At 68.4% G+C, this 22,410-nt stretch carries 24 protein-coding genes; 16 read left to right on the forward strand and 8 right to left on the reverse strand.

Features of this window, described 5'->3' with window-relative positions; translation table 11 throughout:
* Positions 1 to 392 precede the first annotated feature (392 nt).
* Positions 393 to 2,300 (reverse strand): ABC-F family ATP-binding cassette domain-containing protein, encoded by a 1,908-nt coding sequence (locus Q333_RS0107215; protein WP_029416078.1) that lies wholly within the window; start codon positions 2,298 to 2,300, stop codon positions 393 to 395.
* A 148-nt stretch (positions 2,301 to 2,448) separates the two neighbouring features.
* Between Q333_RS0107215 and ndk the strand changes: the two genes are divergently transcribed.
* The gene (gene ndk, locus Q333_RS0107220; RefSeq protein ID WP_029416079.1) at positions 2,449 to 2,868 is read left to right on the forward strand and encodes a nucleoside-diphosphate kinase; all 420 of its coding nucleotides are present in this window, start codon (positions 2,449 to 2,451) and stop codon (positions 2,866 to 2,868) included.
* A 101-nt stretch (positions 2,869 to 2,969) separates the two neighbouring features.
* On the opposite strand, the gene Q333_RS0107225 is transcribed toward ndk, so the two are convergent.
* From Q333_RS0107225 to alr, 4 genes are all read right to left on the reverse strand, one after another.
* A complete protein-coding gene (locus Q333_RS0107225) occupies positions 2,970 to 5,030 on the reverse strand; it encodes a M13 family metallopeptidase (protein WP_029416080.1) in 2,061 nt (686 codons plus the stop codon).
* A 72-nt stretch (positions 5,031 to 5,102) separates the two neighbouring features.
* Positions 5,103 to 5,702, reverse strand: a complete 600-nt coding sequence (gene purN, locus Q333_RS0107230; protein WP_029416081.1) for a phosphoribosylglycinamide formyltransferase — start codon at positions 5,700 to 5,702, stop codon at positions 5,103 to 5,105.
* A 3-nt stretch (positions 5,703 to 5,705) separates the two neighbouring features.
* Positions 5,706 to 7,079, reverse strand: a complete 1,374-nt coding sequence (locus Q333_RS0107235; protein ID WP_029416082.1) for a M28 family peptidase — start codon at positions 7,077 to 7,079, stop codon at positions 5,706 to 5,708.
* A gap of 64 nt (positions 7,080 to 7,143) precedes the next feature.
* Positions 7,144 to 8,178: an alanine racemase gene (gene alr / locus Q333_RS0107240; RefSeq protein WP_029416083.1), complete on the reverse strand. Its 1,035-nt coding sequence runs from the start codon at positions 8,176 to 8,178 to the stop codon at positions 7,144 to 7,146.
* Positions 8,179 to 8,308: 130 nt separating this feature from the next.
* Between alr and gltX the strand changes: the two genes are divergently transcribed.
* Positions 8,309 to 9,658 carry a glutamate--tRNA ligase gene (gene gltX / locus Q333_RS0107245; protein ID WP_029416084.1) on the forward strand — a complete coding sequence of 450 codons (1,350 nt, stop codon included), beginning with the start codon at positions 8,309 to 8,311 and terminating at the stop codon, positions 9,656 to 9,658.
* A 34-nt stretch (positions 9,659 to 9,692) separates the two neighbouring features.
* Here gltX and Q333_RS0107250 read toward each other — a convergent pair whose 3' ends face one another.
* Both Q333_RS0107250 and Q333_RS0107255 read right to left on the reverse strand, forming a co-directional pair.
* Positions 9,693 to 9,992, reverse strand: a complete 300-nt coding sequence (locus tag Q333_RS0107250) for a CC_3452 family protein (protein ID WP_029416085.1) — start codon at positions 9,990 to 9,992, stop codon at positions 9,693 to 9,695.
* A 124-nt stretch (positions 9,993 to 10,116) separates the two neighbouring features.
* Positions 10,117 to 10,722: an LOG family protein gene (locus tag Q333_RS0107255; protein WP_029416086.1), complete on the reverse strand. Its 606-nt coding sequence runs from the start codon at positions 10,720 to 10,722 to the stop codon at positions 10,117 to 10,119.
* Between the two features lie 79 nt (positions 10,723 to 10,801).
* On the opposite strand from Q333_RS0107255, the gene Q333_RS16930 reads away from it, so the two are divergent.
* The 3 genes from Q333_RS16930 (at position 10,802) to Q333_RS0107270 (ending at position 13,512) form a co-directional block, all read left to right on the forward strand.
* Entirely contained in the window at positions 10,802 to 11,533 is a 732-nt protein-coding gene (locus Q333_RS16930; RefSeq protein WP_051651187.1) for a hypothetical protein, read from the forward strand.
* A 116-nt stretch (positions 11,534 to 11,649) separates the two neighbouring features.
* Positions 11,650 to 12,690: an enoyl-CoA hydratase/isomerase family protein gene (locus Q333_RS0107265; RefSeq protein ID WP_029416088.1), complete on the forward strand. Its 1,041-nt coding sequence runs from the start codon at positions 11,650 to 11,652 to the stop codon at positions 12,688 to 12,690.
* A gap of 57 nt (positions 12,691 to 12,747) precedes the next feature.
* On the forward strand, positions 12,748 to 13,512 hold the full coding sequence (locus Q333_RS0107270; protein WP_029416089.1) for a class I SAM-dependent methyltransferase: 765 nt from the start codon (positions 12,748 to 12,750) through the stop codon (positions 13,510 to 13,512).
* Here Q333_RS0107270 and Q333_RS0107275 read toward each other — a convergent pair.
* On the reverse strand, positions 13,509 to 13,817 hold the full coding sequence (locus Q333_RS0107275) for an EthD family reductase (protein WP_029416090.1): 309 nt from the start codon (positions 13,815 to 13,817) through the stop codon (positions 13,509 to 13,511). The genes Q333_RS0107270 and Q333_RS0107275 overlap by 4 nt on opposite strands.
* A 126-nt stretch (positions 13,818 to 13,943) precedes the next feature.
* On the opposite strand from Q333_RS0107275, the gene Q333_RS0107280 reads away from it, so the two are divergent.
* The 11 genes from Q333_RS0107280 to nusB all read left to right on the forward strand — a co-directional run bounded on the left by Q333_RS0107280 (position 13,944) and on the right by nusB (position 22,408).
* Positions 13,944 to 14,711, forward strand: coding sequence for a class I SAM-dependent methyltransferase (locus Q333_RS0107280; RefSeq protein ID WP_029416091.1), 768 nt, complete (start codon positions 13,944 to 13,946; stop codon positions 14,709 to 14,711).
* Between the two features lie 68 nt (positions 14,712 to 14,779).
* The gene (gene mmsB / locus Q333_RS0107285; RefSeq protein ID WP_029416092.1) at positions 14,780 to 15,688 is read left to right on the forward strand and encodes a 3-hydroxyisobutyrate dehydrogenase; all 909 of its coding nucleotides are present in this window, start codon (positions 14,780 to 14,782) and stop codon (positions 15,686 to 15,688) included.
* A 116-nt stretch (positions 15,689 to 15,804) separates the two neighbouring features.
* Complete coding sequence (gene hemA, locus Q333_RS0107290) at positions 15,805 to 17,031, forward strand: 5-aminolevulinate synthase (RefSeq protein WP_029416093.1); 1,227 nt, start codon at positions 15,805 to 15,807, stop codon at positions 17,029 to 17,031.
* Complete coding sequence (locus Q333_RS0107295) at positions 17,028 to 17,210, forward strand: DUF6898 family protein (protein WP_029416094.1); 183 nt, start codon at positions 17,028 to 17,030, stop codon at positions 17,208 to 17,210. The genes hemA and Q333_RS0107295 overlap by 4 nt, the downstream gene beginning before the upstream one ends.
* Before the next feature lie 88 nt (positions 17,211 to 17,298).
* Positions 17,299 to 18,570 carry a serine hydroxymethyltransferase gene (glyA, locus tag Q333_RS0107300; protein ID WP_407059716.1) on the forward strand — a complete coding sequence of 424 codons (1,272 nt, stop codon included), beginning with the start codon at positions 17,299 to 17,301 and terminating at the stop codon, positions 18,568 to 18,570.
* A gap of 7 nt (positions 18,571 to 18,577) precedes the next feature.
* Positions 18,578 to 19,054 (forward strand): transcriptional regulator NrdR, encoded by a 477-nt coding sequence (gene nrdR / locus Q333_RS0107305; protein WP_029416096.1) that lies wholly within the window; start codon positions 18,578 to 18,580, stop codon positions 19,052 to 19,054.
* Positions 19,054 to 19,689, forward strand: a complete 636-nt coding sequence (locus tag Q333_RS0107310) for a RibD family protein (protein WP_029416097.1) — start codon at positions 19,054 to 19,056, stop codon at positions 19,687 to 19,689. The genes nrdR and Q333_RS0107310 overlap by 1 nt, the downstream gene beginning before the upstream one ends.
* A gap of 1 nt (position 19,690) precedes the next feature.
* Positions 19,691 to 20,281: a riboflavin synthase gene (locus Q333_RS0107315; RefSeq protein ID WP_029416098.1), complete on the forward strand. Its 591-nt coding sequence runs from the start codon at positions 19,691 to 19,693 to the stop codon at positions 20,279 to 20,281.
* Positions 20,281 to 21,414: a 3,4-dihydroxy-2-butanone-4-phosphate synthase gene (ribB, locus tag Q333_RS0107320; protein WP_029416099.1), complete on the forward strand. Its 1,134-nt coding sequence runs from the start codon at positions 20,281 to 20,283 to the stop codon at positions 21,412 to 21,414. Before Q333_RS0107315 ends, ribB begins: the two co-directional genes overlap by 1 nt.
* Complete coding sequence (gene ribH, locus Q333_RS0107325; RefSeq protein ID WP_084175845.1) at positions 21,411 to 21,872, forward strand: 6,7-dimethyl-8-ribityllumazine synthase; 462 nt, start codon at positions 21,411 to 21,413, stop codon at positions 21,870 to 21,872. Before ribB ends, ribH begins: the two co-directional genes overlap by 4 nt.
* Entirely contained in the window at positions 21,869 to 22,408 is a 540-nt protein-coding gene (gene nusB, locus Q333_RS0107330) for a transcription antitermination factor NusB (RefSeq protein WP_084175848.1), read from the forward strand. The genes ribH and nusB overlap by 4 nt, the downstream gene beginning before the upstream one ends.
* The last annotated feature ends 2 nt before the right edge of the window (positions 22,409 to 22,410 follow it).

The following is a 22,410-nucleotide window of genomic DNA, read 5'->3' on the forward strand; positions in this document are numbered from 1 at the left end:
AGCGGTCATTCGGCGTCCGGATCAAGGGGGTGGCGTGGGTTCACTGTCAGGAGCGAGGGTCTCGGGCTCAAGTAGCCTGGAACCGCGTTCCAGGCGGTAGCCCACCAAAAAGGCGGCGAGCAGAAGACTCGCCGCGTTCAGGGGATCGGCTTTCGCAAGCACGCCGACCTTCCCGCCGGAGGCGTCAGTAGCGGCAAGGCTCTAACAGGGCCGTTGGTCCCCGGGCAGTCGCGCGGGAACGACGCGGGGCCGTCCGCTTCCGATCAGACCAATCGCGCGGAGCAGTCGTCTTTCGCCGAAACAACATTCCATACGGTCTCCGGGCGAAGGCCCGGCTGCTCCGCCCGCCCTTCCCACCCGTTCACAGCGGAAGAGCGTCTGCGCGTGTCCGATCACACCAGCTCGGCCAGAGCCTCCTCGGCGTCCAGCCAGGCGGCCTCCGCCGCGTCCAGATCGGCCTGGGCCTTCGCCCGCGCCCGCGTCAGCCCCTCCAGCGCTTTCGGATTCGACACCGCCGCATTCGCCAGGTCGTCGTCCAGCCGGGCGATCTCGGCGGTCAGGGCCGTGACGCGCTCCTCCGCCTTCTTCGCCGCATGACGCAGCGTCGACGGCGACGGACCGGATTTCTTGTTGGCCCTATCGTTCGCGCCGCGGGCGCTCTCTGCTTGAGGGCCGGTTTCGCTGGCCGCTGCCGGTGTTTCGTTCTTCACCTGGCTCGGCCGCACCGCCGCCGCCTTGGCCCGGTCCAGGACGAACCTGGCATAGTCGTCCATGTCGCCCTCGAACGGCTGCACCGTCCCGTCCGCCGCCAGCCACAGCCGGTCCGCCACCAGCTCCATCAGCGACCGGTCGTGAGTGATCAGGATCACTGCGCCCGTATACTCGTTCAGCGCGTCCAGCAGGGCTCGGCGGCTGTCGATGTCCAGGTGATTGGTCGGCTCGTCCAGGATCAGGACGTGCGGCGCATCCATCGCCACCATGTTCAGCAGCAGCCGCGCCCGCTCGCCGCCCGACAGAGCCTCGACCTTGGTCTCCTGCTTCTCGAACGGCAGGCCGAACTGGGCCAGGCGGCTGCGGCTGCTCGACTCCGACGCATCCGGCATGGCTCGGCGGATGATCTCCAGCGGCGTGTCGGTCGGGTCCATCGCCTCGATCTGATGCTGGTGGAACCAGCCGACCTTCATCTTGCGATCCCGGTGCAGCTCGCCCGCCTGAACGTTCAGCGCCCCGGCGATCATCTTGGCGAAGGTCGACTTGCCCGCGCCGTTGACGCCCAAGAGGCCGATCCGGTCGTCCAGGTCCATGCGCAGGTTCAGCCGCCGCAGGATCGGCTTGCCCTCCTCATAGCCGACATTGGCCTGCTCGAGCCGGATAAGGGGCGGGGCCAGCGGCCGGGGCGGGGAGGGCAGGACGAAGGGCGCGACCCGCTCGTCCGGCGGCAGCTCGATCCGCTCCATCTTCTCCAGCTTCTTGACGCGCGACTGGGCCTGGGTGGCCTTGGACGCCTTGGCCTTGAAGCGGTCGATGAACTTCTGCAGGTGCGCCCGCTCGGCCTCCTGCTTGGCCTGTGTCGCCGCCATCAGGCGCAGCTTCTCGGCGCGGGTCTTTTCGAAGGTGTCGTAGTTGCCCGTGTAGAGTGTCAGCTTGCGGTTCGAGAGGTGCAGGATGTGGGTGCAGACCTCGTTCAGCATCTCCCGGTCGTGGGAGATGATCAGCGCCGTCGCCGGATACTTCTTCAGCCGCGCTTCCAGCCACAGCGCCCCTTCCAGGTCGAGGTAGTTGGTCGGCTCGTCCAGCAGCAGCATGTCCGGCTGGGCGAACAGGGCCGCCGCCAAGGCCACGCGCATCCGCCAGCCGCCCGAGAAGTGCGACATCGGCCGCTGCTGATCGTCATGGCTGAAACCGAGGCCCGCCAGGATCTCGGCCGCGCGGCTGGGCGCGCCGTCGGCGTCGATCTCGATCAGCCGGCCCCAGATCTCGCCCATCTCCTCCGGCTCGGCGGTCTCCAGCCGGGTCAGCAGGGCGTGACGTTCGACGTCGGCCTCCAGGATCGTCTCGATGACGCTGACGGGCGTGGCCGGATGCTCCTGATCGACCGAGCCGATGCGGGCGGTCTTGGGCAGGCTGACCTCGTCGCCGTTCCCGGCCAGTTCGCCCAGGATGAGCTTGAACAGCGTCGACTTGCCGATGCCGTTTCGCCCAACCAGCCCGACCTTGGCTCCCGGCGGCAGGCTGACGGAGGCGTCGTCCAGGAACTGGCGGCCCCAGGCGTTGAACGTCAGGTTGGTGATCTGGAGCATGGCGGCAGGAAACTCGGGTCGTCCCTCAAGCAGCGAGCGACCGCGTCGCGAGCGTTAGGGACACTAGGAGAAGGGAGGCTTGGAACGCGGGAGGGCCGCGTCTATAAGCCCGCGACCCTCAAACTCCCAAACAAGAAGACGACCTCCCATGGCCGAACGCACCTTTTCGATCATCAAGCCCGACGCGACCCGCCGCAACCTGACCGGCGCGATCAACGCCGTCATCGAAGGCGCGGGCCTGCGCATCGTCGCCCAACGCCGCGTCAAGCTGACGACCGAGCAGGCGCAGAAGTTCTACGCGGTGCATTCCGAGCGCCCCTTCTACGGCGAGCTGGTCGAGCAGATGACCGCCGAACCGGTCGTCGTCCAGGTGCTGGAAGGCGACAACGCCGTGGCCCGCTACCGCGAAGTCATGGGCGCCACCAACCCGGAACAGGCCGCCGAGGGCACCATCCGCAAGCAATTCGCCCTCTCGATCGGCGAGAATTCGGTCCACGGCTCGGACTCGCTGGACAACGCCAAGATCGAGATCGAGCAGTTCTTCACCGAGGACCAGATCGTCGGCTAAGCCGCGCTGAAGCCGCCCGGCTCCGCGAGCCGAGCGTTAGCGCAAACAAAGAAGGGCCCCGGATCGATCCGGGGCCCTTCCTCGTCCAACGGCCGTCCGCCTCACCAGATGCGGGCGCGGGCCTCCGGCGCGATGTACTGCTCGTCGCCCGGCTGCACGCCAAACGCGGCATACCAGGCGTCGATATTGCGGGGCGTCACGCCCGCCCGATACTGCTCCGGGGCGTGCGGATCGACCGTCACCTGATTGCGCAGGTACTCGTCGCGCGCATTCGAGCGCCACACCTGCGCCCAGCCCAGGAACACCCGCTGCTCGCCCGTGAAGCCGTTCAGCACCGGGGCCGGTTGCCCGTTCAGCGACATTCGGTAAGCGTCCAACGCCAGGAGGAGCCCGCCCAGATCGGCGATGTTCTCGCCCATCGTCAGGTCGCCATTCACGGTCGCGCCCTCGATCGGGCTCAGCGCCGCATACTGCGCCCCCAGCACCGCCGCCCGCTCGGTGAACCGCGCTGCGTCCTCGGCCGTCCACCAGTCGCGCAGCACGCCGTCACCGTCTGTCTTGCGCCCCTGATCGTCGAAGCCGTGCGTGATCTCGTGGCCGATCACCGCGCCGATGCCGCCGTAGTTCACCGCCGGGTCCGCGCGCGGATCGAAGAACGGCGCCTGCAGGATCGCCGCCGGGAAGACGATCTCGTTTCGCGGCGGGTTGTAATAGGCGTTCACCGTCTGGGGCGTCATGTTCCACTCCAGCGGGTTCACCGGGCGGTCCAGCTTGGCGACGTTGTAGGCCCACTCGAAGGCGGTCGAGCGCTCGACGTTGCCGTAGAGATCGCCCGGGACCATCTCCAGCCCGTCATAGCTGCGCCACTCGTCCGGATAGCCGATCTTCACCCCGAACCGGCTCATCTTGTAGAGCGCCTGCTGCTTGGTCTCGTCGCTCATCCAGTCGAGCGCCTCGATCCGCCGGGTCATGGCGGCCCGCAGATTGGCGACCAGCTCCTCCATCTGGGCCTTGGACTCGGCCGGAAAATGCCGCGCGACGTACTCGCGGCCCAAAGCCTCGCCCAGCGACCCGTCGACCAGGGCCACGCCGCGCTTCCAGCGGGGCCGCTGCTCCTCCTGCCCGCTCAAGGCGCGGCCGACGAACTCGAAACGGGCGTCGACAAAGGCGTCCGAAAGATAGGGCGCGGCCTGATGGATCGTGTGGAAGGCCTGCCAGGCCTGCAGCGTCTCGATCGGCGTGTCGGCATAGACCCGCGCCATGCCGGGAAGCGCCGTGTTGTTCATGGCGACGAAGGTCTCGACGTCGCCGACCGACGCGCCCTCGGCCCACCCCGCCCAGTCGAAGCCGGGCGCGTCCGTGGTCAGCTGAGCGACCGTCATCGGATTGTAGATCTTGTCGAGCTGGCGGCTCTCGACCTGGGTCCAGTGCTCCTGGGCGATGCGCGTCTCGAAGGCCAGGATGGCGTCGGCCGACGCGGCGGGATCGTCCCAGCCGCCCAGGGTCAGGGCGCGCTCGATGTACGTCCGGTACGCAGCTTTCTGCGGCGCGAAGCTGTCCTGCAGATAGTAGTCCCGGTTCGGCATGCCCAGCCCGCCCTGGGCGACATAGGCCGACATCTGGCTGGGCGTGCGCAGGTCCTCGAAGATGTTCACGCCAAACAGGCTGACGCCCAAGCCGGCGTGAGTCCGGCCCATCAAGGCGGCCATCTTCTCATGCGTATCGGCGGCGCGAACTTCGGCCAGATCGGCGTCCAGAGGCGAGGCGCCCAGGCGTTCGACGCCCGCCTCGTCCATGAAACTGGCATAGAAGGCGCCGATGCGCGCGGCCTCGGGGCTACGGCTCGGATTGGCGGCGCTCTCCTCAATGATGGCGCGCAGATTGGCCTCGGACCGATCGGCCAGAACGTGGAACTGGCCATAGGAGGCCCGGTCGGCCGGGATCGGCGTATTGGCCAGCCACGTCCCATTGGCGTATCGGTTGAAGTCGGCGCCCGGGCGGACCGTCGTGTCCATGCCGTTCAGATCGAAGCCGAAGACGCCGATCTCGGCCTGATCCTCGGACGGGATCTCGACCGCGAGCGGCTGGGTCTGGGCCAACGCAGGTTGGGCGATGAGGAGCGCGGCTCCGGCGGCGCAGGCGAGAAGGCGAAGTCTGGTCATGGCGAACCCCCGAGTAGATCGGGCGGCACACTGACTCCGGCCTCGACCGATGTCGCTCGGAATTCGGCTGGATTACAAACTTCTAATGCGGGCGCAGAAGGCGTCGAGCGCCTTGGGATAGAGGCCGTGCTCGGCGGCCAGGACCCTCTGCGCGAGCGACGCCGGCGTGTCGTCGGGCAGGATGGGGACGCGGGCCTGGTCGAGGATGGGACCTTCGTCCACGCCTTCGGTGACGAGATGGACCGTACACCCCGCCTCGGCGTCGCCCGCCGCGATGGCGCGCGAATGGGTGTCCAGACCCGGATAGAGCGGCAGCAGGCTGGGGTGGATGTTCAGCATCCGGCCCTCCCAGCGACTGACCAGCCACGGCGTCAGCAGCCGCATGTAGCCGGCCAGAGCCACCACCTCGACCCGGCGCCGCTCCAGCTCGACCTGGACCGCCGCCTCGTGCGCCGTCCGGTCCTTCCCGAACGGCCGATGATCGATGGCGATCGTCTCCACGCCCTGGGCGGCAGCCAGGGCGAGGCCCCCGGCGTCGGGATTGTTCGAGACCACGAGCGCCACGGAGTACGCGCTCTCCGGCCGACGTGCGGCCTCGATCAGCGCGGTCATGTTCGAGCCGGCTCCAGAGATCAGGATGGCCGCGCGCACGCGACCGTCGGCGTCGGACATGGATCAGTTCGCGGCGGGAGCCGGATCTCCGACAGACACGAAGGCGCCCGCCGGACCAGGGAAGACGACCGGGCTCTCGTAGCCGTCCTCGGAAATCGCCGACACGCCGAAAAAGTAGTCGTCGATCGGGATGCCCTCCAGGACCAGGCTGGTCGCAGCGCCGGCCGACCGGCTGTAGGTCCACTGTGGCGACGTGGTCGATCGCCACCAGACCCGATACCCGGCCGCACCGGGGACCGCGGACCAGCGCAGGGTCGTGTCCGGCCGCACGGCGCCCTCGATGGCCACGTCGGCCGGAACCATCGGGGCGTTGCCCAAGGACGCCATAGTCGCGATGTTCAGTCGCGCCACTTGGGTCAGGTAGTCGAAGTCAATCCCCTCGATGGTGTCGCCGTAAGCGCGGCCGTTCTCGGTGCGCAGGTCCTGGTGCTGGCGGTCATAGTGCTCGGCCCCTTCCGAGATGCGGACGGCCGGGAAACCGGCGCGCAGCATCTCGACCTGGTCGCCGCCTCGGCCGAACCGGTCGGTGCGATAGATCATGTCGACGTCGAAGTTGGCCAGATAGCGATCGGCGATCCCGTCGATGTAGCGCGCCAGGTTGCGCGACGAACTGTCGACCTCGCCGCCGTTGTAGCGTCGCCGGGCTTCCTGCTCCTCGGTCTCCACCGTCTTGGTGCCTTCGGAGAAGACGCGGACGCGGGTGGTGTCGCGCACACCCGAAGATCCCTCGGAGTTGCCGACGATGTCGTTGTTCAGATTGGCCTCGACCACCCAGCCCTGGGCGCGGGCGTAGTCCGCCAGGATGCGGCCGCCGAACAGACCCTGCTCCTCTCCCGACAGGACGGCGTAGACCAGAGTGGCGTCGAACCGGTGTTTCGACAGGACACGCGCCGCCTCCAGCACGGCCGCGACACCCGAGGCGTCGTCGTTGGCGCCGGGCGCGTCGTCGGTGAAGTTCATCACGTCGCTGACGCGGCTGTCGATGTGGCCGGAGATGACGACGACCCGGTTCGGATCCGTCGTTCCACGCTGGATAGCGACGACATTGACGATCTCGGTCGGTGTCGGGATGCGCGGCCCCGTCACGGTGTCGGCAGGCAGGGCGATTTCCAGGCAGCCGCCGCACTCGGCCGAGATCCGGCGGAACTCGCGCTCCGTCCAGCGCCGGGCTGCACCGATGCCGCGTGTCTCGGACTGGGTTTCCGACATGGTGTGGCGCGTGCCGAAGCCGACGAGGGCGGTGATGTCGGCGCGCATCCGGTCGGCCTCGACCTGGTCCACCACCTCATGCAGCAGCGGTTGTTCCACCGACGCCGTCTGCGCGGCGGCGACTGCGGGAAGCGTGGCCAAAAGGGCGGCGAGGGCGATCGAACGCATGTGGAACTCCATCCTGAACGCGGCGGACTTTACGGCCGCGTCCCGTCACCGCAAGTGCGCTCGCTCAGCGATACAGTCGCGGGACGCGGGCCGTCACAGACGTCAGCAGCTCGTAGCCGATCGTGCCGGCCGTAGCCGCCGCGTCGTCGAGCAGGCGGTTGGCGCCGAACAGCTCCACAGTGTCGCCGACCGCGATGTCGGCTCCGGTCACATCGACGGCGATGACGTCCATCGAGACCCTGCCCAGCACGGGTCGAAGGGCTCCGGCCGCCCAGACCTGGCCGACCTGGCTCTGACTGCGCAGCACGCCGTCCGCATAGCCCGCCCCGCAGGTGGCGATGTGGCTCGGCGTTTCGGCGACGAAACCGCGCGAATAGCCGACGCTCTCGCCCGCCGGGACATCGCGGATCTGCAGCACCTGAGCCGCGAAGGTGGCGACGGGCCGCAGGCGTTCGTCCGGCCGTCCCTCCGGACCGCCGCCATAGAGGCAGTTGCCGGGCCGCGCCGCGTCGAAGCCGTAGTCCCGGCCTAGGAAGCAGCCTCCCGAGTTCGCAAAGGACCGGGTGACGCCGGGATAGCGCGCAGCGATCGCGGCGAAGGCGTCCCGCTGGCGCGCGTTCATGGCGCTGGCCGGATCGTCCGCGCAGGCCAGGTGGCTCATGACCAACTCGAGGCCGTCGAAGGCCGTGGGCGCGTCCTCTGGACGAAAGCCCAGCCGGTTCATGCCGGTGTCGATCTGCAGCCCACAGGCGCCACCGCCGGAGGATCTCCAGGCGACCAGCTGATCGCCATGGTTCAGCACCGGTCGGAGGTCGGCATCCCGCAGAGCCGACGCGCTGTCGCCAGCGCATCCGTCCAGGACGTAGATGACGGGCGCGACTCCGAGCGCCTGCCGCAGCTTCAAGCCCTCGGCCAGCCGCGCGACGAAGAAGGTCCGCGCGCCCTCGGCCATCAGACGCTGCGCGACGCGGGTCGCGCCCAGGCCATAGGCGTCCGCCTTCACGACCGGGTGGACCGGCACGCCGATGGCGGCCTCGAGCGCATGGAAGTTGTGCGCGAGGGCGTCGAGGTCGATCGTCAGGCTGGCGGTGGCGGTCATCGCCGCCTTATGCCGCAAGATCCTTGCGTTGGAAGCCGAAAAGCAGAGGCGACGCGCGAGAGGCTGCGGCTTGACTTGAGGGGGCGGGGAGACGACCTACGCGCCTCGCTGTCCAAGGTCGCGCCTCCCCATGTCCGTCAAGGTCCGTTTCGCCCCGTCTCCCACCGGCAAGCTCCACGTCGGCAACGTTCGCACGGCGCTGGTCAACTGGCTGTTCGCCAAGGGGCAGGGCGGGCAGTTCGTGCTGCGCATCGACGACACTGACTTGGCCCGTTCCACGCCGGAGTACGAGCGCGGGATCGAGGAGGACCTGACCTGGCTCGGCCTGATTTGGGACGAACGGCACAATCAATCGAAGCGCTTCGACCGCTATCATGCCGCCGCAGAGCGGCTGAAGGCGGCGGGGCGGCTCTACCCGGCCTACGAAACCGCCGAGGAACTGGACCGTCGTCGCAAGGTGCAGCTGTCGCGCGGCCTGCCGCCGATCTATGACCGCGCCGCTCTGGCCCTGACCGATGCCGACCGCGCCGCGCTGGAGGCCGAAGGCCGCAAGCCGCACTGGCGCTTCAAGCTGGACGGCCAGCGTGTGGCCTGGGAGGATCTGGCCAAGGGTCATGTGGAAGTCGACACGGCCTCCATGTCCGACCCGGTCCTGATCCGCGAGGACGGCCTTTACCTCTATACGCTGCCGTCGGTGGTCGACGATCTGGACATGGGCATCACCCACGTCATCCGGGGCGAGGACCACACCACCAACACCGGCGCCCAGATCGAGATCTTCGAGGCGCTGATCGCCGCCGGTCTGGGTTCGGCCACGCCGCGGTTCGCCCACATGCCCTTGTTGGTCGGCGCGGACGGGGCGGCGCTGTCCAAGCGCCTGGGTTCGCTGTCGGTCGCGGAGATGCGCGACCAGGGCTATGAGCCGCTGGCCATCACCAGCCACCTGGGCAAGATCGGAACGTCGGACGCGCTGGAGGTCGCCAAGAGCCTTGAGGCCCTCGGCGCGGGCTTCAGCTTCGACAAGATGGGCCGCTCGCCCGCCCGCTACGACACCGACGACCTGGACAGGCTGAACGCCCAGGCGCTGCACGCCATGCCCTACGCCGTGGCCCGACCCCGGCTGGCGGCGCTCGGATGCGATTTGGGCGAGGCCGTTTGGGATGCCCTGCGGCCGAATCTCAACCGCTTCGGCGACATCGTGGGTCTCAGCCGTATGGTCACCGGGCCGGTGACGCCGATCGTGGAGGATGCGGGCTTCGCGGCGGCCGCGCTGGACGTTCTGCCCGAGACGATCGACGCCGGTGTCTGGGCCGCGTGGACCGAGGCGGTCAAGGCGCACACGGGCGCCAAGGGCAAGGCCCTGTTCATGCCGCTGCGCCACATCCTGACAGGGCAGGAGCGCGGACCGGACATGGCGACGCTTGTTCCCCTGATCGGGCATGAGCGGATCGTGCGCCGTCTCAAGGGCGAGACGGCCTGAGGAGGGCGGACGCGCCGCCCTCCAGAAAATCAGATCAGGCGTTGCAGGCGGCCAGTTGTTCCGCCGTCAGGGCCGTTCCGCGCCAGGTGAACTCGCTGACGGCGCCGAGGCGCGCGACCACGCGGCGGCAGGCGCGAGGCGCGGGCTGGTTGGCGCCGCCCGAGGCCGTGCAGGTCGCGCCTTCACAACGCCAGCTGGCGCCGTCGACGATCACGGAGCGGGTCGGGGCATTGGCCGCGTCGGTCAGCGTCAGGCGCGTGCCGGTCGGCGTCTGGGCGAGAGCCGGAGCGGCGAGGGCGAGGCAGAGGGCGGCGATGGAAAGGACAGAGCGCATGGGGAGACTCCGAAGAGGATGATGGCCAGGTCGGCCGAACGACATAGTGCGTCGCGTTTGAAAACTGTCAAGGCGCGTAGTCAAAAAAGACGGACTAAACCACGCCGTGATGAACGACGATCACTTATCGCTGATCATATTGCAAGGCGGCCGTGCCCGCGCTCACACCCAAGGCTTCGATCGCGCCATCCACCGTGTCGCTGACGACCCAGGCGTTGAGGAAGGCGGCGGGCGTGAAGCCGGTCTCGACGCTGTGCTGCATCAGGGCGAAGAAGGTGTCCCAAAAGCCGCCGATGTTCAGGAAGACGATGGGCTTGCCGTGGAGGTCCAGGCGCTTCCAGCTCAGCAACTCGACCACCTCTTCCAGGGTGCCGATGCCGCCCGGGGCGACGACGAAGGCGTCGGACTGGTCGTACATGATCTGCTTGCGCTCATGCATGGTCTGCACGACCAGGGTCTCGACCTCGTCGAACAGCCGTTCCCGGCTGCGCAGGAACTCGGGCATGACGCCCAGCACGCGCCCGCCGGCCTCATGCGCCGCCCGGGCTGAAGCCCCCATCAGCCCCACGCCACCGCCGCCATAAACCAGCCGCCAACCCGCCTGAGCGGCCGCTCGTCCGAAGTCCCGTGCGGCCCGGGTGTAGATCGGATCAGCGGCGTCCGACGACCCGCAGAACAGACAGACCGACGGGCCGTCGAACGGTTGGATGGAGGGATGGGCGGGCGACATGAAACCTCGGTGCGAAACAGGGGACAGGCGACCGCTGTCGCGCTATCCGGAAGCGGGTCATACAGAGATGGCGCGAGCGATGAAACGATGGATCGGCGCGGTGGTCGCCTTCGGGCTGGCGGCGGCGGCCTGCGGCGAGCACCCCTCGTCGCAACAAGCCGAGGGCTCGATCGAAACCGCCTGGGTCACGCCGCCCGTCATCCAGACGGCCAGCGTGGCGTCTGGATCGCTGACGCTGTCCGGAACGGCGTCTCCGGGAGGTCGCGTCGTCGTCAGCGATCCGAACGGTCAGCAGTTCGCCGTGGCCGCCGATGACCGAGGCGGGTTCCGCCTTGTCATGCCCGACCCGGACCGGCCGACGCTTTATCAGCTTGAGGTTCAAGCGGGACAAGCACGATACCTCGCGCCCGGCCGATTGCTGGTGACGTCCAGCTCCGGCGGACCGATCGCCTTCGTCAGCGCGGGCGCTGCGACGCAGCGCTTCGACCCGGCCCCGCCGCTGGACGCCGTCGATGCCGACGGCCGTGCGATGATCCTGAGCGGACGCGCAGAGGCGGGCGCCTCGGTGCGGATCGAAGCCGGCGTCGCTCGGGACGTCACAGCCGACCGCAGCGGCCGCTGGACCGCAGCGCCCGCGGGATTGCCGGGATCCATCCGGGTCAACGGGCAGGGTTTCGATCCCGCATTATCCGCCGATGGGCCCGACGGCCTGAGCGTGGTGAATGGCGGCTGGCGGCTGGTCTGGACCGCGCCCGACGGCGCGCGTCAGGTCACCTGGTTTCCCGCGGCGGTCCTGGAGACGCCTGGTTAACCAATTCGCTCGACCAAGGGCGTGTTCTCTTCGAGGACACCCACCATCACCGACTTTCGGCCCGGCGTCCGCGCCGGGCTTTTCTTTTCGGCGGGGGGCGGGCTATTCGCCGCGCCATGAGCGAAGCCGAAGTCCTGACCCGCATCGAAGGCCGCGTCGGCCGCATCACCCTGAACCGGCCCAAGGCGCTCCATGCCCTGAACCTCGCCATGTGTCAGGCCATGACCGAGGCCTTGCTGGCCTGGCGCGATGATCCGGCGGTCGAGAGCGTGCTTCTGGACCACGCCGGCGAGCGCGGCTTCTGCGCTGGAGGCGATATCCGCATGATCGCCGAGAGCGGGGCAGGGGATGCCCGCGAAGCCAAGGCCTTCTTCCATGCCGAGTATCGGCTGAACCACCTCATGTTCGTCTATCCCAAGCCCATCACGGCCGTCGTGGACGGCATCGTCATGGGCGGCGGCGTCGGCATCTCGGAGCCGACTGATGTGCGTATCGCCACCGAGCGGACCACCTACGCCATGCCCGAGACCGGCATCGGGCTCTTCCCAGACGTTGGCGGCGGCTGGTTCCTCCCTCGCCTTCCCGGCGAGACGGGGACCTGGCTGGCCCTGACCGGAGCGCGACTGAAAGCGGCCGATACCGTAGCGCTCGGCATCCACACTCACTTCGTTCCGACCGAGCGGGTGGAAGCTCTGAAGGCCGCGGTCTTAGCCGGACAGACTGACGCAGCGAGTCGCCATGCTGGTGAAGCGGGTCCGCCCTCTCTTGCCGCGCACCGGGAGGCAATCGACCGGCTGTTCGCCCACAACTCGGTCGAAGCGATCTTCGACGCCCTCGAAACCGACGGATCGGACTGGGCTCTGCACCAGTTGACGACCCTTCGGACCAAGTCCCCCCAGTCGCTGAATGTCACGTTGCGCCAGCTTCGGGTCGGTCGGCGCATGACGGAGTTCGCCGAGGTCATGGCGATGGAGTACCGGCTGGGCGGGCGGATCGTTCGGACCCACGACTTTCAGGAGGGCGTCCGGGCCGTCATCGTCGACAAGGACAATGCGCCGCAGTGGTCGCCGGCCTCGTTGGAGGACGTGTCGGACGCCGCTGTAGACGCCCTGTTCGCGCCTCTGCCGCCCGATGAGGAATGGTCGCCGCTGATTTGAGGCTTGCGTCCCTGGACGATCGCGGGCGTAGCTGCCGCGTCCATACGGAGACTGCTCATGCTGAAACGAACCGGCCTGGTCGCGCTTGCCCTGGCGCTTATCACGACGGCCGCGGCCTCGACGGCGGTCGTCGCGCTTTCGACCCAGGACGCGGCGGCGCCCCACATCGCAACCGCCGTCGCCGACTCCCGGCGTCCGGCCGAGGATGTGGCCCGCGACGGCCTGCGCAAGCCCGCCGAGATGCTGGCCTTCGGAGAGGTCCAGCCGGGCCAGCGCATCGCCGACATCCGCCCAGAGGAAGGCTATTTCACGAGACTGTTCGCCCCCGCCATCGGCGAGACCGGCCGGGTCTACGCCTTCGTCCCGACGCGCACGGCGACGCGTGAAACCCCGCTGGCCGAAGCCCTCGCGGCCGCCTTCCCGAACGTGACGCCGCTGTCGGGCGCCCTGGACGCCATGACCTTCCCGGAGCCGCTCGACGCGGTCTTCATGGTCCAGGAGTATCACGACTTCCACATCCCCGGCTTCAACACCGACGTCGCCCGCATGAACCGGGCCGTGTTCGACGCGCTCAAGCCCGGCGGCGTCTATGTCGTCATCGACCACTCCGGTCGGGCGGGAACAGGCGCGACCGAGGTTCAGACGCTGCACCGCATCGACGGCGACTTCCTGAAGGCCGAGGTCGAGGCGGCAGGCTTCGTCTTCGAGGCCGAAAGCGACGCTCTGCGCAATCCGGATGACGACCGGACGATCAACGTCTTCGACGAGGCGATACGGGGGCGTACGGACCAATTCGTCTATCGCTTCAGGAAACCCGTCTAAAGCTCGACAGTGTCGAACATCAGCATCGACGCGCCGCCGCTGGCGAAGTTCGGAACGTCTGCGGCCGCCGCCTGACCTTCCGGGCTGGCGAAGGCGGCGGCGATGTCGCCCAGCGTGTCGAAATGCAGGGTGGCGATCATATGGACGTCCGAGGGACCCTCGGGCGTCAGCACTGGCCCGCGCGTCGTCTCGAACCGACGCAGGCCCGGGATCGCGCGTGCCAAGGGAACGTGGATTTCGCTGTAGTGGCGGTCGAACGCCGCCGGTTCGGACGGGACGCCATAGGTGACGACAAGCTGGGCCATTTGAAGCTCCGCTGGAAAGCGGAATGGGTATCATGAAATCGGCGACAGGTTGCTTCTGTTGCGATGACGACAGTGGCGCACGAGCGTAGGCTCGCTGTGCGCCGTGCGGGCGCGGTGGAGGATCCGATGCGTCTCGCGTTCAACCGTTCCCTCGTGGCCGCCGCGTCAGCGGCGGTGTTATTCAGCATGTCGGGCTTCGCCGAACCGGCGCAGGACGCCTCGGCCTATGCTCAGGTGCTGGCCAGCCCGGATCGCCTCGTCGCCGACCGAGCGCGCGACGAGGGCCGCAAGGCGGCGGAGACCTTGGCTTTCGCCCAGGTGGAGCCCGGCCAGAAGATCGCCGACATGATCATCGGCGGGGGCTATTTCACCCGCTTGTTCGCCGCTGCGGTGGGTGACGCCGGTTCTGTCGTCGCCTGGCAGCCGGCCGAATTCATCGCCTTCCAGGCCAGCTATGGCGAGAGCCTGACCACGGTCGACGAGGCGCACGAGAACGTCACCGCCATCCGCTCGCCGATCGGCGCGCCCGACTTCCCGCAAGGACTGGACCTGGTGTTCACGGCCCAGAACTACCACGACCTGCACCTCGCGCCGTTCCCCGACGACACGGCGGCCAAGGTCAATGCTGCGGTGTTCGCGGCGCTGAAGCCGGGCGGTCTCTACGTCATCGTCGACCACTCGGCGCAGCCTGGCGCGGGGCTGGGCGTGGCGGACAGCCTACACCGCATCGACATCGCCGACGTGCGACGCGAGGTCGAGGCGGCCGGCTTCGTGCTGGACGCCCAGAGCGACATCCTGGCGCGTCCCGCCGACCCCCGCACCGCCAACGTCTTCGACGCCGGCATCCGGGGCCAGACCGATCAGTTCATGCTGAGGTTCAGGAAACCCGCCTGACGGGGCTGGCGAGCGCGGAGCCGAGGGTCTAACCGGAGCGAAAATCAGAACACTTCGGGAGACGCCTCATGACCGCTCGCAAGATCGCCTTCATCGGCCTCGGCAACATGGGCGGCGGCATGGCCGCCAACCAGGCCAAGGCGGGTCATCAGGTCTCGGCCTTCGACCTGTCGGAGGCCGCTCTGGAGCGGGCGAGGGCGGCGGGCTGCACGCCGGTGGGCTCGGTGGCGGAAGCGGTCAAGGACGCTGAGGTTGTCATCACCATGCTGCCCGCCGGGCCGCATGTGCTGAAGGTCTATTCGGAGCAAGTGATCGGGGCGGCCCCGACGTCGGCCCTGCTGCTGGACTGCTCCACCATCGACGTGGACACGGCGAGGAAGGTCGCGGGGCTCGCGCGTGACGCGGGCTATGCCTTCGCCGACGCTCCGGTGTCGGGCGGAACGATGGCGGCAGACGCGGGCACCCTGGCCTTCATGGTGGGCTGCGACGAGGGCGATTTCCCGCGCATCCAGGCGGCGCTGGAGCCTATGAGCCGGGCGACCTTCCGGGCGGGCGACCACGGGGCGGGGCAGGCGGCCAAGATCTGCAACAACATGATCCTGGGCATCACCATGCTCGGCACCTGCGAGGCCATCGCTTTGGCGGAAAAGCTGGGGCTCGACCCGGTCAAGATGTTCGACATCGTGGCCAAGTCGTCGGGCCAGAGCTGGAGCGTCACGACCTACTACCCCTGGCCAGGCCCGGTGCCGACCGCGCCGTCGAATCGCGACTATGACGGCGGTTTCGCCACGGCCATGATGCTGAAGGATCTCAAGCTCGCGCAGGACGCGGCGGCCAAAGCCGGCGCCTCGACCCCGCTGGGGGCGCAGACCGAGGCGCTGTTCCAGCTATTCGACCGCCTCGGCTACGGCGGGCGGGACTTCTCGGGCATCCTTCAGATGCTGCGTGGACGCCTCGAAGACCTGCCCAAGGCGTAATGAGAACCGTTATCAATTAAGGTCTTGCGACGTTTTCGCCTTGCCCGGCGTGTGGACTTTCTGGCCTCATCGGCGCAGATACCGGCCACAGTCAGATAAGCAGAAGAAGCGCCGTTTTGTTCGACTATAAGGCCGCCTTTCAGAACGCCGTCGACCAGGTCAGGAACGAAGGCCGCTACCGCGTCTTCGCCGACCTGAAGCGCGTGCGCGGCCAGTTTCCGCGCGCGGTGCGTCGTCGTCCGGACGGGTCCGAGCAGGACGTCGTGATCTGGTGCTCCAACGACTACCTCGGCATGGGTCAGCACCCCGTCGTGGTCGAAGCCATGCAGGCCGAAGTGGCTGAGGCCGGTGCCGGCGCCGGCGGCACGCGCAACATCTCGGGCACGACGCGCTCGGCGGTGGACCTCGAGGCCGAACTGGCCGCCTGGCATCAGAAGGAAGCCAGCCTGTTGTTCACCTCGGGCTATGTGGCCAATGAGGCGACGCTGACGACGCTCCAGCGCATCCTGCCGGGCCTGATCATCTTCTCGGACAGCCTGAACCACGCCTCGATGATCGCCGGCATCCGCAACGGCGGCTGCGAGCGGCACGTCTTCCTGCACAACGACCTGGCGCACCTCGAATCGCTGCTGGCGGCCGCGCCGGCCGATGCGCCCAAGCTGATCGCCTTCGAGAGCGTCTATTCGATGGACGGCGACATCGCCGACCTGAAGGGCACGATCGCTCTGGCCCGCAAGTACGGGGCCATGACGTACCTCGACGAGGTCCACGCCGTGGGCCTGTACGGCGCGACCGGGGCGGGCGTGGCCGAGCGCGACGGCGTGCTGGCCGACATCGACATCATCGAATGCACTCTGGGCAAGGCCATCGGCGTGATGGGCGGCTACATCGCCGCCGACGCCGTGATCGTGGACGCGGTGCGCAGCTGGGCCGCGGGCTTCATCTTCACCACCAGCCTGCCGCCGGCCCTGACGGCCGGGGCCCTGGCGTCGGTGCGGCACCTGAAGGCTCATCCCGAGCTGCGCGAGGCGCATCAGGAGCGGGCGGCGACGCTGAAGCGCCGTTTCGCCGAGGCGGGCATCCCGGTCATGCCGTCCGAGAGCCACATCGTCCCGGTGTTCGTCGGCGATCCGGTCCACACCAAGATGATCTCGGACATGCTGCTGGAAGACCACGGCATCTACGTCCAGCCGATCAACTATCCGACCGTGCCCAAGGGCACCGAGCGCCTGCGCTTCACGCCCTCTCCCGACCACGACGACGGCATGATGGACGCGCTCGTCCAGGCGATGGACAAGCTCTGGACCCACTGCAACGTCGCCCGGATGCCGGCGGCGGCGTGACGGCGGACGACCTCGGCGAGGTCATCCTCGAGGCGACCCGCAACGGCGCCTTCCTCAAGGTCACGGCCATCCATTCGGCCACGGGTCTGGAGGCGTCTGCGGTCGGCCCCGTCCACGAGCCCAAAGCCGTCGAACGCCTCGCCATAGCCAAGCTTCGGCGTCTGGTCGCCGCATCCTGACACAAGATGTTGTGGCGGCGGGGCGTCGGGCCTAGATTGCGCGCCTCCCGCCAGTTCAGCCCGGACGCCGCCCGTGACAGCCCATTTCATCCACGATGCCTATTTTTCGCGCGGTCTGGATCAGGCCGATCCGGACATGGCCGCCGCCATCAAGGGGGAGCTGCACCGCCAGCAGGAGCAGATCGAGCTGATCGCGTCCGAGAACATCGTCTCGCGCGCGGTGCTGGAGGCGCAAGGGTCGGTCCTGACGAACAAATACGCCGAGGGCTATCCGGGCCGGCGCTATTACGGCGGCTGCGAATACGTGGACGTCACCGAGGACCTGGCGCGAGAGCGGGCGAAACAGCTGTTCGGCGCGGCCTTCGCCAATGTGCAACCGCACTCGGGCGCGCAGGCGAACCAGGCGGTGTTCTTCGCCCTGCTGCAGCCCGGCGACACCTTCCTGGGCATGGATCTGGCGGCGGGCGGGCACCTGACGCACGGCAGCCCGGCCAACCAGTCGGGCAAGTGGTTCCGGCCAGTGACCTACAAGGTGCGCGAGGACGATCACCTCATTGACTACGACCACGTCGCCGAGATGGCGCAACAAGAGAAACCCAAGCTGATCGTCGCGGGCGCATCCGCTTACAGTCGACACATCGACTTCAAGCGGTTCCGCGAGATCGCCGACAGCGTGGGCGCCTGGCTCATGGTCGACATGGCCCACTATGCCGGTCTTGTCGCCGGCGGCGTCTATCCGAACCCGGTGCCCCACGCCCACGTCGTGACGACGACGACGCACAAGACCCTGCGCGGTCCGCGCGGCGGGCTGATCCTGTCCAACGACCCGGAGCTGGGCAAGAAGATCAACTCGGCGGTCTTCCCCGGCCTGCAGGGCGGGCCGCTGGAGCACGTCATCGCCGCCAAGGCCGTGGCCTTCGGCGAGGCGCTGAAGCCCGAGTTCAAGGCCTATGCCGGGCAGGTTGTGAAGAACGCCCAGGCCCTGGCGGCCGTGCTGGTCGAGCGCGGGCTGGCCATCGTCTCGGGCGGCACCGACAGCCACCTGATGCTGGTCGACCTGCGGCCCAAGGGCGTGACCGGCAAGGCGACCGAGCTGCAGCTCGAGCACGCCCTGATGACCTGCAACAAGAACGGCGTGCCGTTCGACACCGCGCCCTTCACCGTGACGTCCGGCGTGCGCCTGGGAACGCCGGCGGGCACGACGCGGGGCTTCGGCGTGGCCGAGTTCCAGCAGGTCGGCCACTGGATCGCCGACGTCGTCTCCTCGATGAACGGCGGCGACGAAGCCGATCCGGCGGTGATCGCCGAGGTCGCGGGCAAGGTGCGCGAGCTGACGGCGCGCTTCCCGATCTACGGGTGACCGCTGAATGAAGTGCCCCTTCTGCGGCAACGCGGACAGTCAGGTGAAGGACAGCCGCCCGTCGGACGACGGCGCGGCCATTCGTCGTCGCCGGTCCTGTCCTAACTGCGGCGGGCGCTTCACGACCTTTGAGCGGGTGCAGCTGCGCGAGCTTGTGATCCTGAAGCGGAACGGTCGGCGCACGCCGTTCGACCGCGACAAGCTGGAGCGGTCGCTCGCCATCGCCCTGCGCAAGCGGCCCATTCAGCCCGAACAGGTCGAGCAGATGGTGTCGCGCATCGTGCGCCAGCTTGAGAGCCTGGGCGAGACGGAGATCCCGTCCAGCGTCGTCGGCGACTTCATCATGAAGGCGCTGAAGGGCGTCGATGAGGTGGCCTATGTCCGTTACGCCTCGGTCTACAAGGACTTCCGCGCCACCGGCGACTTCGCCCGCTTCCTTGGCGACGAGGGTTTGGACGACGATCCGGGGGCGTCGCGGGGCTGATGCGGATCACTTGGAAGGTCGCGACGTCGCTGGACGGCCGCATCGGCACGTCCACGGGCGAGAGCCAGTGGATCACGGGGCCGGAGTCACGGGCGCAGGGCCACCGGCTGCGCGCGGCGCACGACGCGGTTCTGGTCGGCGTCGAGACGGTGCTGGCCGACGATCCGCGTCTGACCGTCCGGTTGCCCGAGGAGCCCGAACTGGAGGCGAAGCAGCCGCTGCGGGTCGTGCTGGACAGCAAGCTGAGGACGCCGTCCTTCGCGCGGATCGCAGCGGTGGGGACCTTGATCTTGACCACCCGCGATCCGATGCAGATCGGCCCGGCGGAGGTCGTTCGCGTCTCGGGCGACCAGAACAAGCGGCCCAGCGTCGAAGCCGTGGTCGAGACGCTGGCGGGACGCGGCGTGAAGAGCCTGATGATCGAGGGAGGAGGTCGGGTCGCGGCCTGCTTCGTCTCGGCCGGTCTGGTCGACGCCATCGAGTGGTTCCGGGCGCCGATCCTGCTGGGCGGCGATGGTCGGCCGGGCGTGGCGGCGCTGAACCTCGCACGGCTGGCGCATGCGCCGCAGTATCGCAGACTTGCGGTCGAGGTTCTGGGTGACGACCTGTGGGAACGCTACGAAAGGCGATCCTGAGATGTTCACCGGCATCATCACCGACATCGGCCGCGTCCGCGCGGTCGCTCAGACGGCGCGCGATCGGCGCTATGAGATCGAGACGGCGTGGGATACGTCGGGCATCGAGCTGGGCGCCTCCGTCAGCCATTCCGGCGTCTGCCTGACCGTCGTGGAAAAGGAACCCGGCTGGTTCGCGGTCGAGGTGTCGGGCGAGACCCTGTCGAAGACCACGCTGGGCGCCTGGACGGCCGGGACGAAAGTCAACCTTGAGCGAGCGACGCGAGTTGGGGATGAACTGGGCGGCCACATCGTCTCCGGCCACGTCGACGGCCTGGGGCGGGTGGTCGAGATCACGCCGGAGGGCGGATCGCACCGCATCGTCATCGAGGCGCCCGAGCCGCTGCATCGCTTCATCGCCGCCAAGGGGTCGATCACGGTCGACGGCGTGTCCCTGACGGTCAACAGCGTCGAGGGCCGCCGCTTCGGCCTGAACATCATCCCGCACACCTGGGAGGCCACGACGCTGGGCCAGCTCCAGGTCGGCGACGCGGTCAATCTGGAGATCGACATGCTGGCCAGATACCTCGCCCGGTGGCAGGAGACCGCGTGATGCACCTCGTAGCCAGCCAGACCGACAGTCCGATCAGCCCGATCGAGGACATCCTGGAGGACGCCCGCAACGGTCGCCCCTACATCCTGGTCGACGCCGAGGACCGGGAGAACGAGGGCGACGTCATCATCCCGGCCCAGTTCGCCACGCCCGACCAGATCAACTTCATGGCCCGCCACGCGCGGGGCCTGATCTGCCTGGCCATTACGTCCGAGCGGGCCCGCTCGTTGCGCCTGCCGCCCATGGCCGCCGAGAACCGCACCAGCATGGGCACAGCCTTCACCGTCTCGATCGAGGCGAGGGAAGGGGTCACGACCGGCATCAGCGCGGCGGATCGCGCCCGCACCATCCAGGTCGCGGTCGATCCGATGAAGGGGGCCGACGACATCGTATCGCCGGGCCACGTCTTCCCGCTGGTCGCGCGCGACGGCGGCGTCCTGGTCCGCACCGGCCACACGGAGGCCGCGGTCGACATCAGCCGCATGGCCGGTCTGACGCCCGCCGGCGTGATCTGCGAGATCATGAACGACGACGGCACCATGGCGCGCCTGCCGGACCTGATCGCCTTCGCCCAGCTGCATGGCTTGAAGATCGGCACCATCGCCGATCTGATCGCCTATCGCCGCCGCACCGAGCGGTTCGTCGAGCGCGTGATGGATACCCCGTTCGAGAGCGTCCACGGCGGGCCGTTCCGCCTGATGCTCTATCGGAACACCATCGAGGGGGCCGAGCACGTCGCTCTGATCCACGGCAAGATCGAGCCGGGCAAGCCGACCCTGGTACGCATGCATCAGGTCGATTTCGCCGCCGACCTGCTGGGCCATGTCGAGGCGCGTCAAAGCTACATTCCCAACGCCCTGAAGACGATCACCGATCATGACGGAGCCGGCGTCGTCGTATTCCTGCGCGACCCGACCCTTCAGGGTCTGGCCGAGCGGCTCTCCGGCGCGGACAAGCCCGTGGCCATCGACCGATCCTTGCGAAACTACGGCGTCGGCGCGCAGATCCTTCTGGATCTCGGCGTGCGTGACATGATCGTGATGAGCTCCAGCCGACCCGAGCCTGCCGCGATCGAGGGATACGGCCTCAACATCGTCGGCTGGCGCACCATGGACGGAGAAGACCCATCCTGACCGAAGCTCCCCGCGTCCTCATCGTCGAGGCGCGCTTCTATGACGACCTGGCCGACGCCCTGCTGGAGGGCGCCAAGGACGCGCTGAAGGCGCGCGGGGCGACCTTCGACGTCGTCACCGTGCCGGGCGCGCTGGAGATCCCGCCGGCCATCGCGCTCGCCGAAGAGGCCGGCAAGTTCCCGACCGCGCCGCGCTACGACGGCTATGTCGCGCTGGGCGTCGTCATCCGCGGCGAGACCTATCACTTCGAGATCGTGTCGGATCAGTCGGCGGCCGGCATCATGACGCTGGGCACGCGCGGGCTGATCATCGGCAACGGCGTCCTGACCGTCGAGGACGAGGCCCAGGCCTGGGCTCGTGCGCGGCTTAGCGAGGGCGACAAGGGTGGCGGGGCGGCGCGCGCCTGCATGGACCTGATTGAACTCAAGCGCCGTTTGCGCCTAGGGCTGCACGGATGAGCGAGCCCGCGTCCCCCAACTCCATTGCGTCCGTCCTGGAGCAACTGGCCGAGGCCGAAGCCGCGCGCGCCGAGCCGCAACTGACCAGCCGCCAGCGCCGGGCCCGGACCGTAGCGCGCCTGGCGGCCGTGCAGGCGCTCTACCAGATGGAGCTGGCCGGGGAGGGGGTCGAGACCGTCATCTCAGAGTTCGAGAACCACCGCTTCGACGCCCAGATCGAGGGCGAGATGCTGGCCGAAGCCGACGAGGACTGGTTCGCCGAGATCGTGCGCGGCGTGGTCACCAGCCAGCGCGGCATTGACACTGCGGTGAAGGCGCGTCTGGCGTCGAACTGGCGGCTGGAGCGGCTGGACGCCACGTTGCGCGCGCTTCTGCGCTGCGGGGCCTGGGAGCTGATGGAGCGTCCGAAGGTGCCCAGGGAGATCGTAATCGACGAATACGTCGAGCTGGCAAAGGCCTTCTTCGACGAGGCCGAGGCCAAGTTCGTCAACGCCGCACTGGACGGCGTCGCCCGCGACGTTCGGCCGAAGGACTGACG

Source organism: Brevundimonas bacteroides DSM 4726 (assembly GCF_000701445.1).
Lineage (GTDB): Bacteria > Pseudomonadota > Alphaproteobacteria > Caulobacterales > Caulobacteraceae > Brevundimonas > Brevundimonas bacteroides.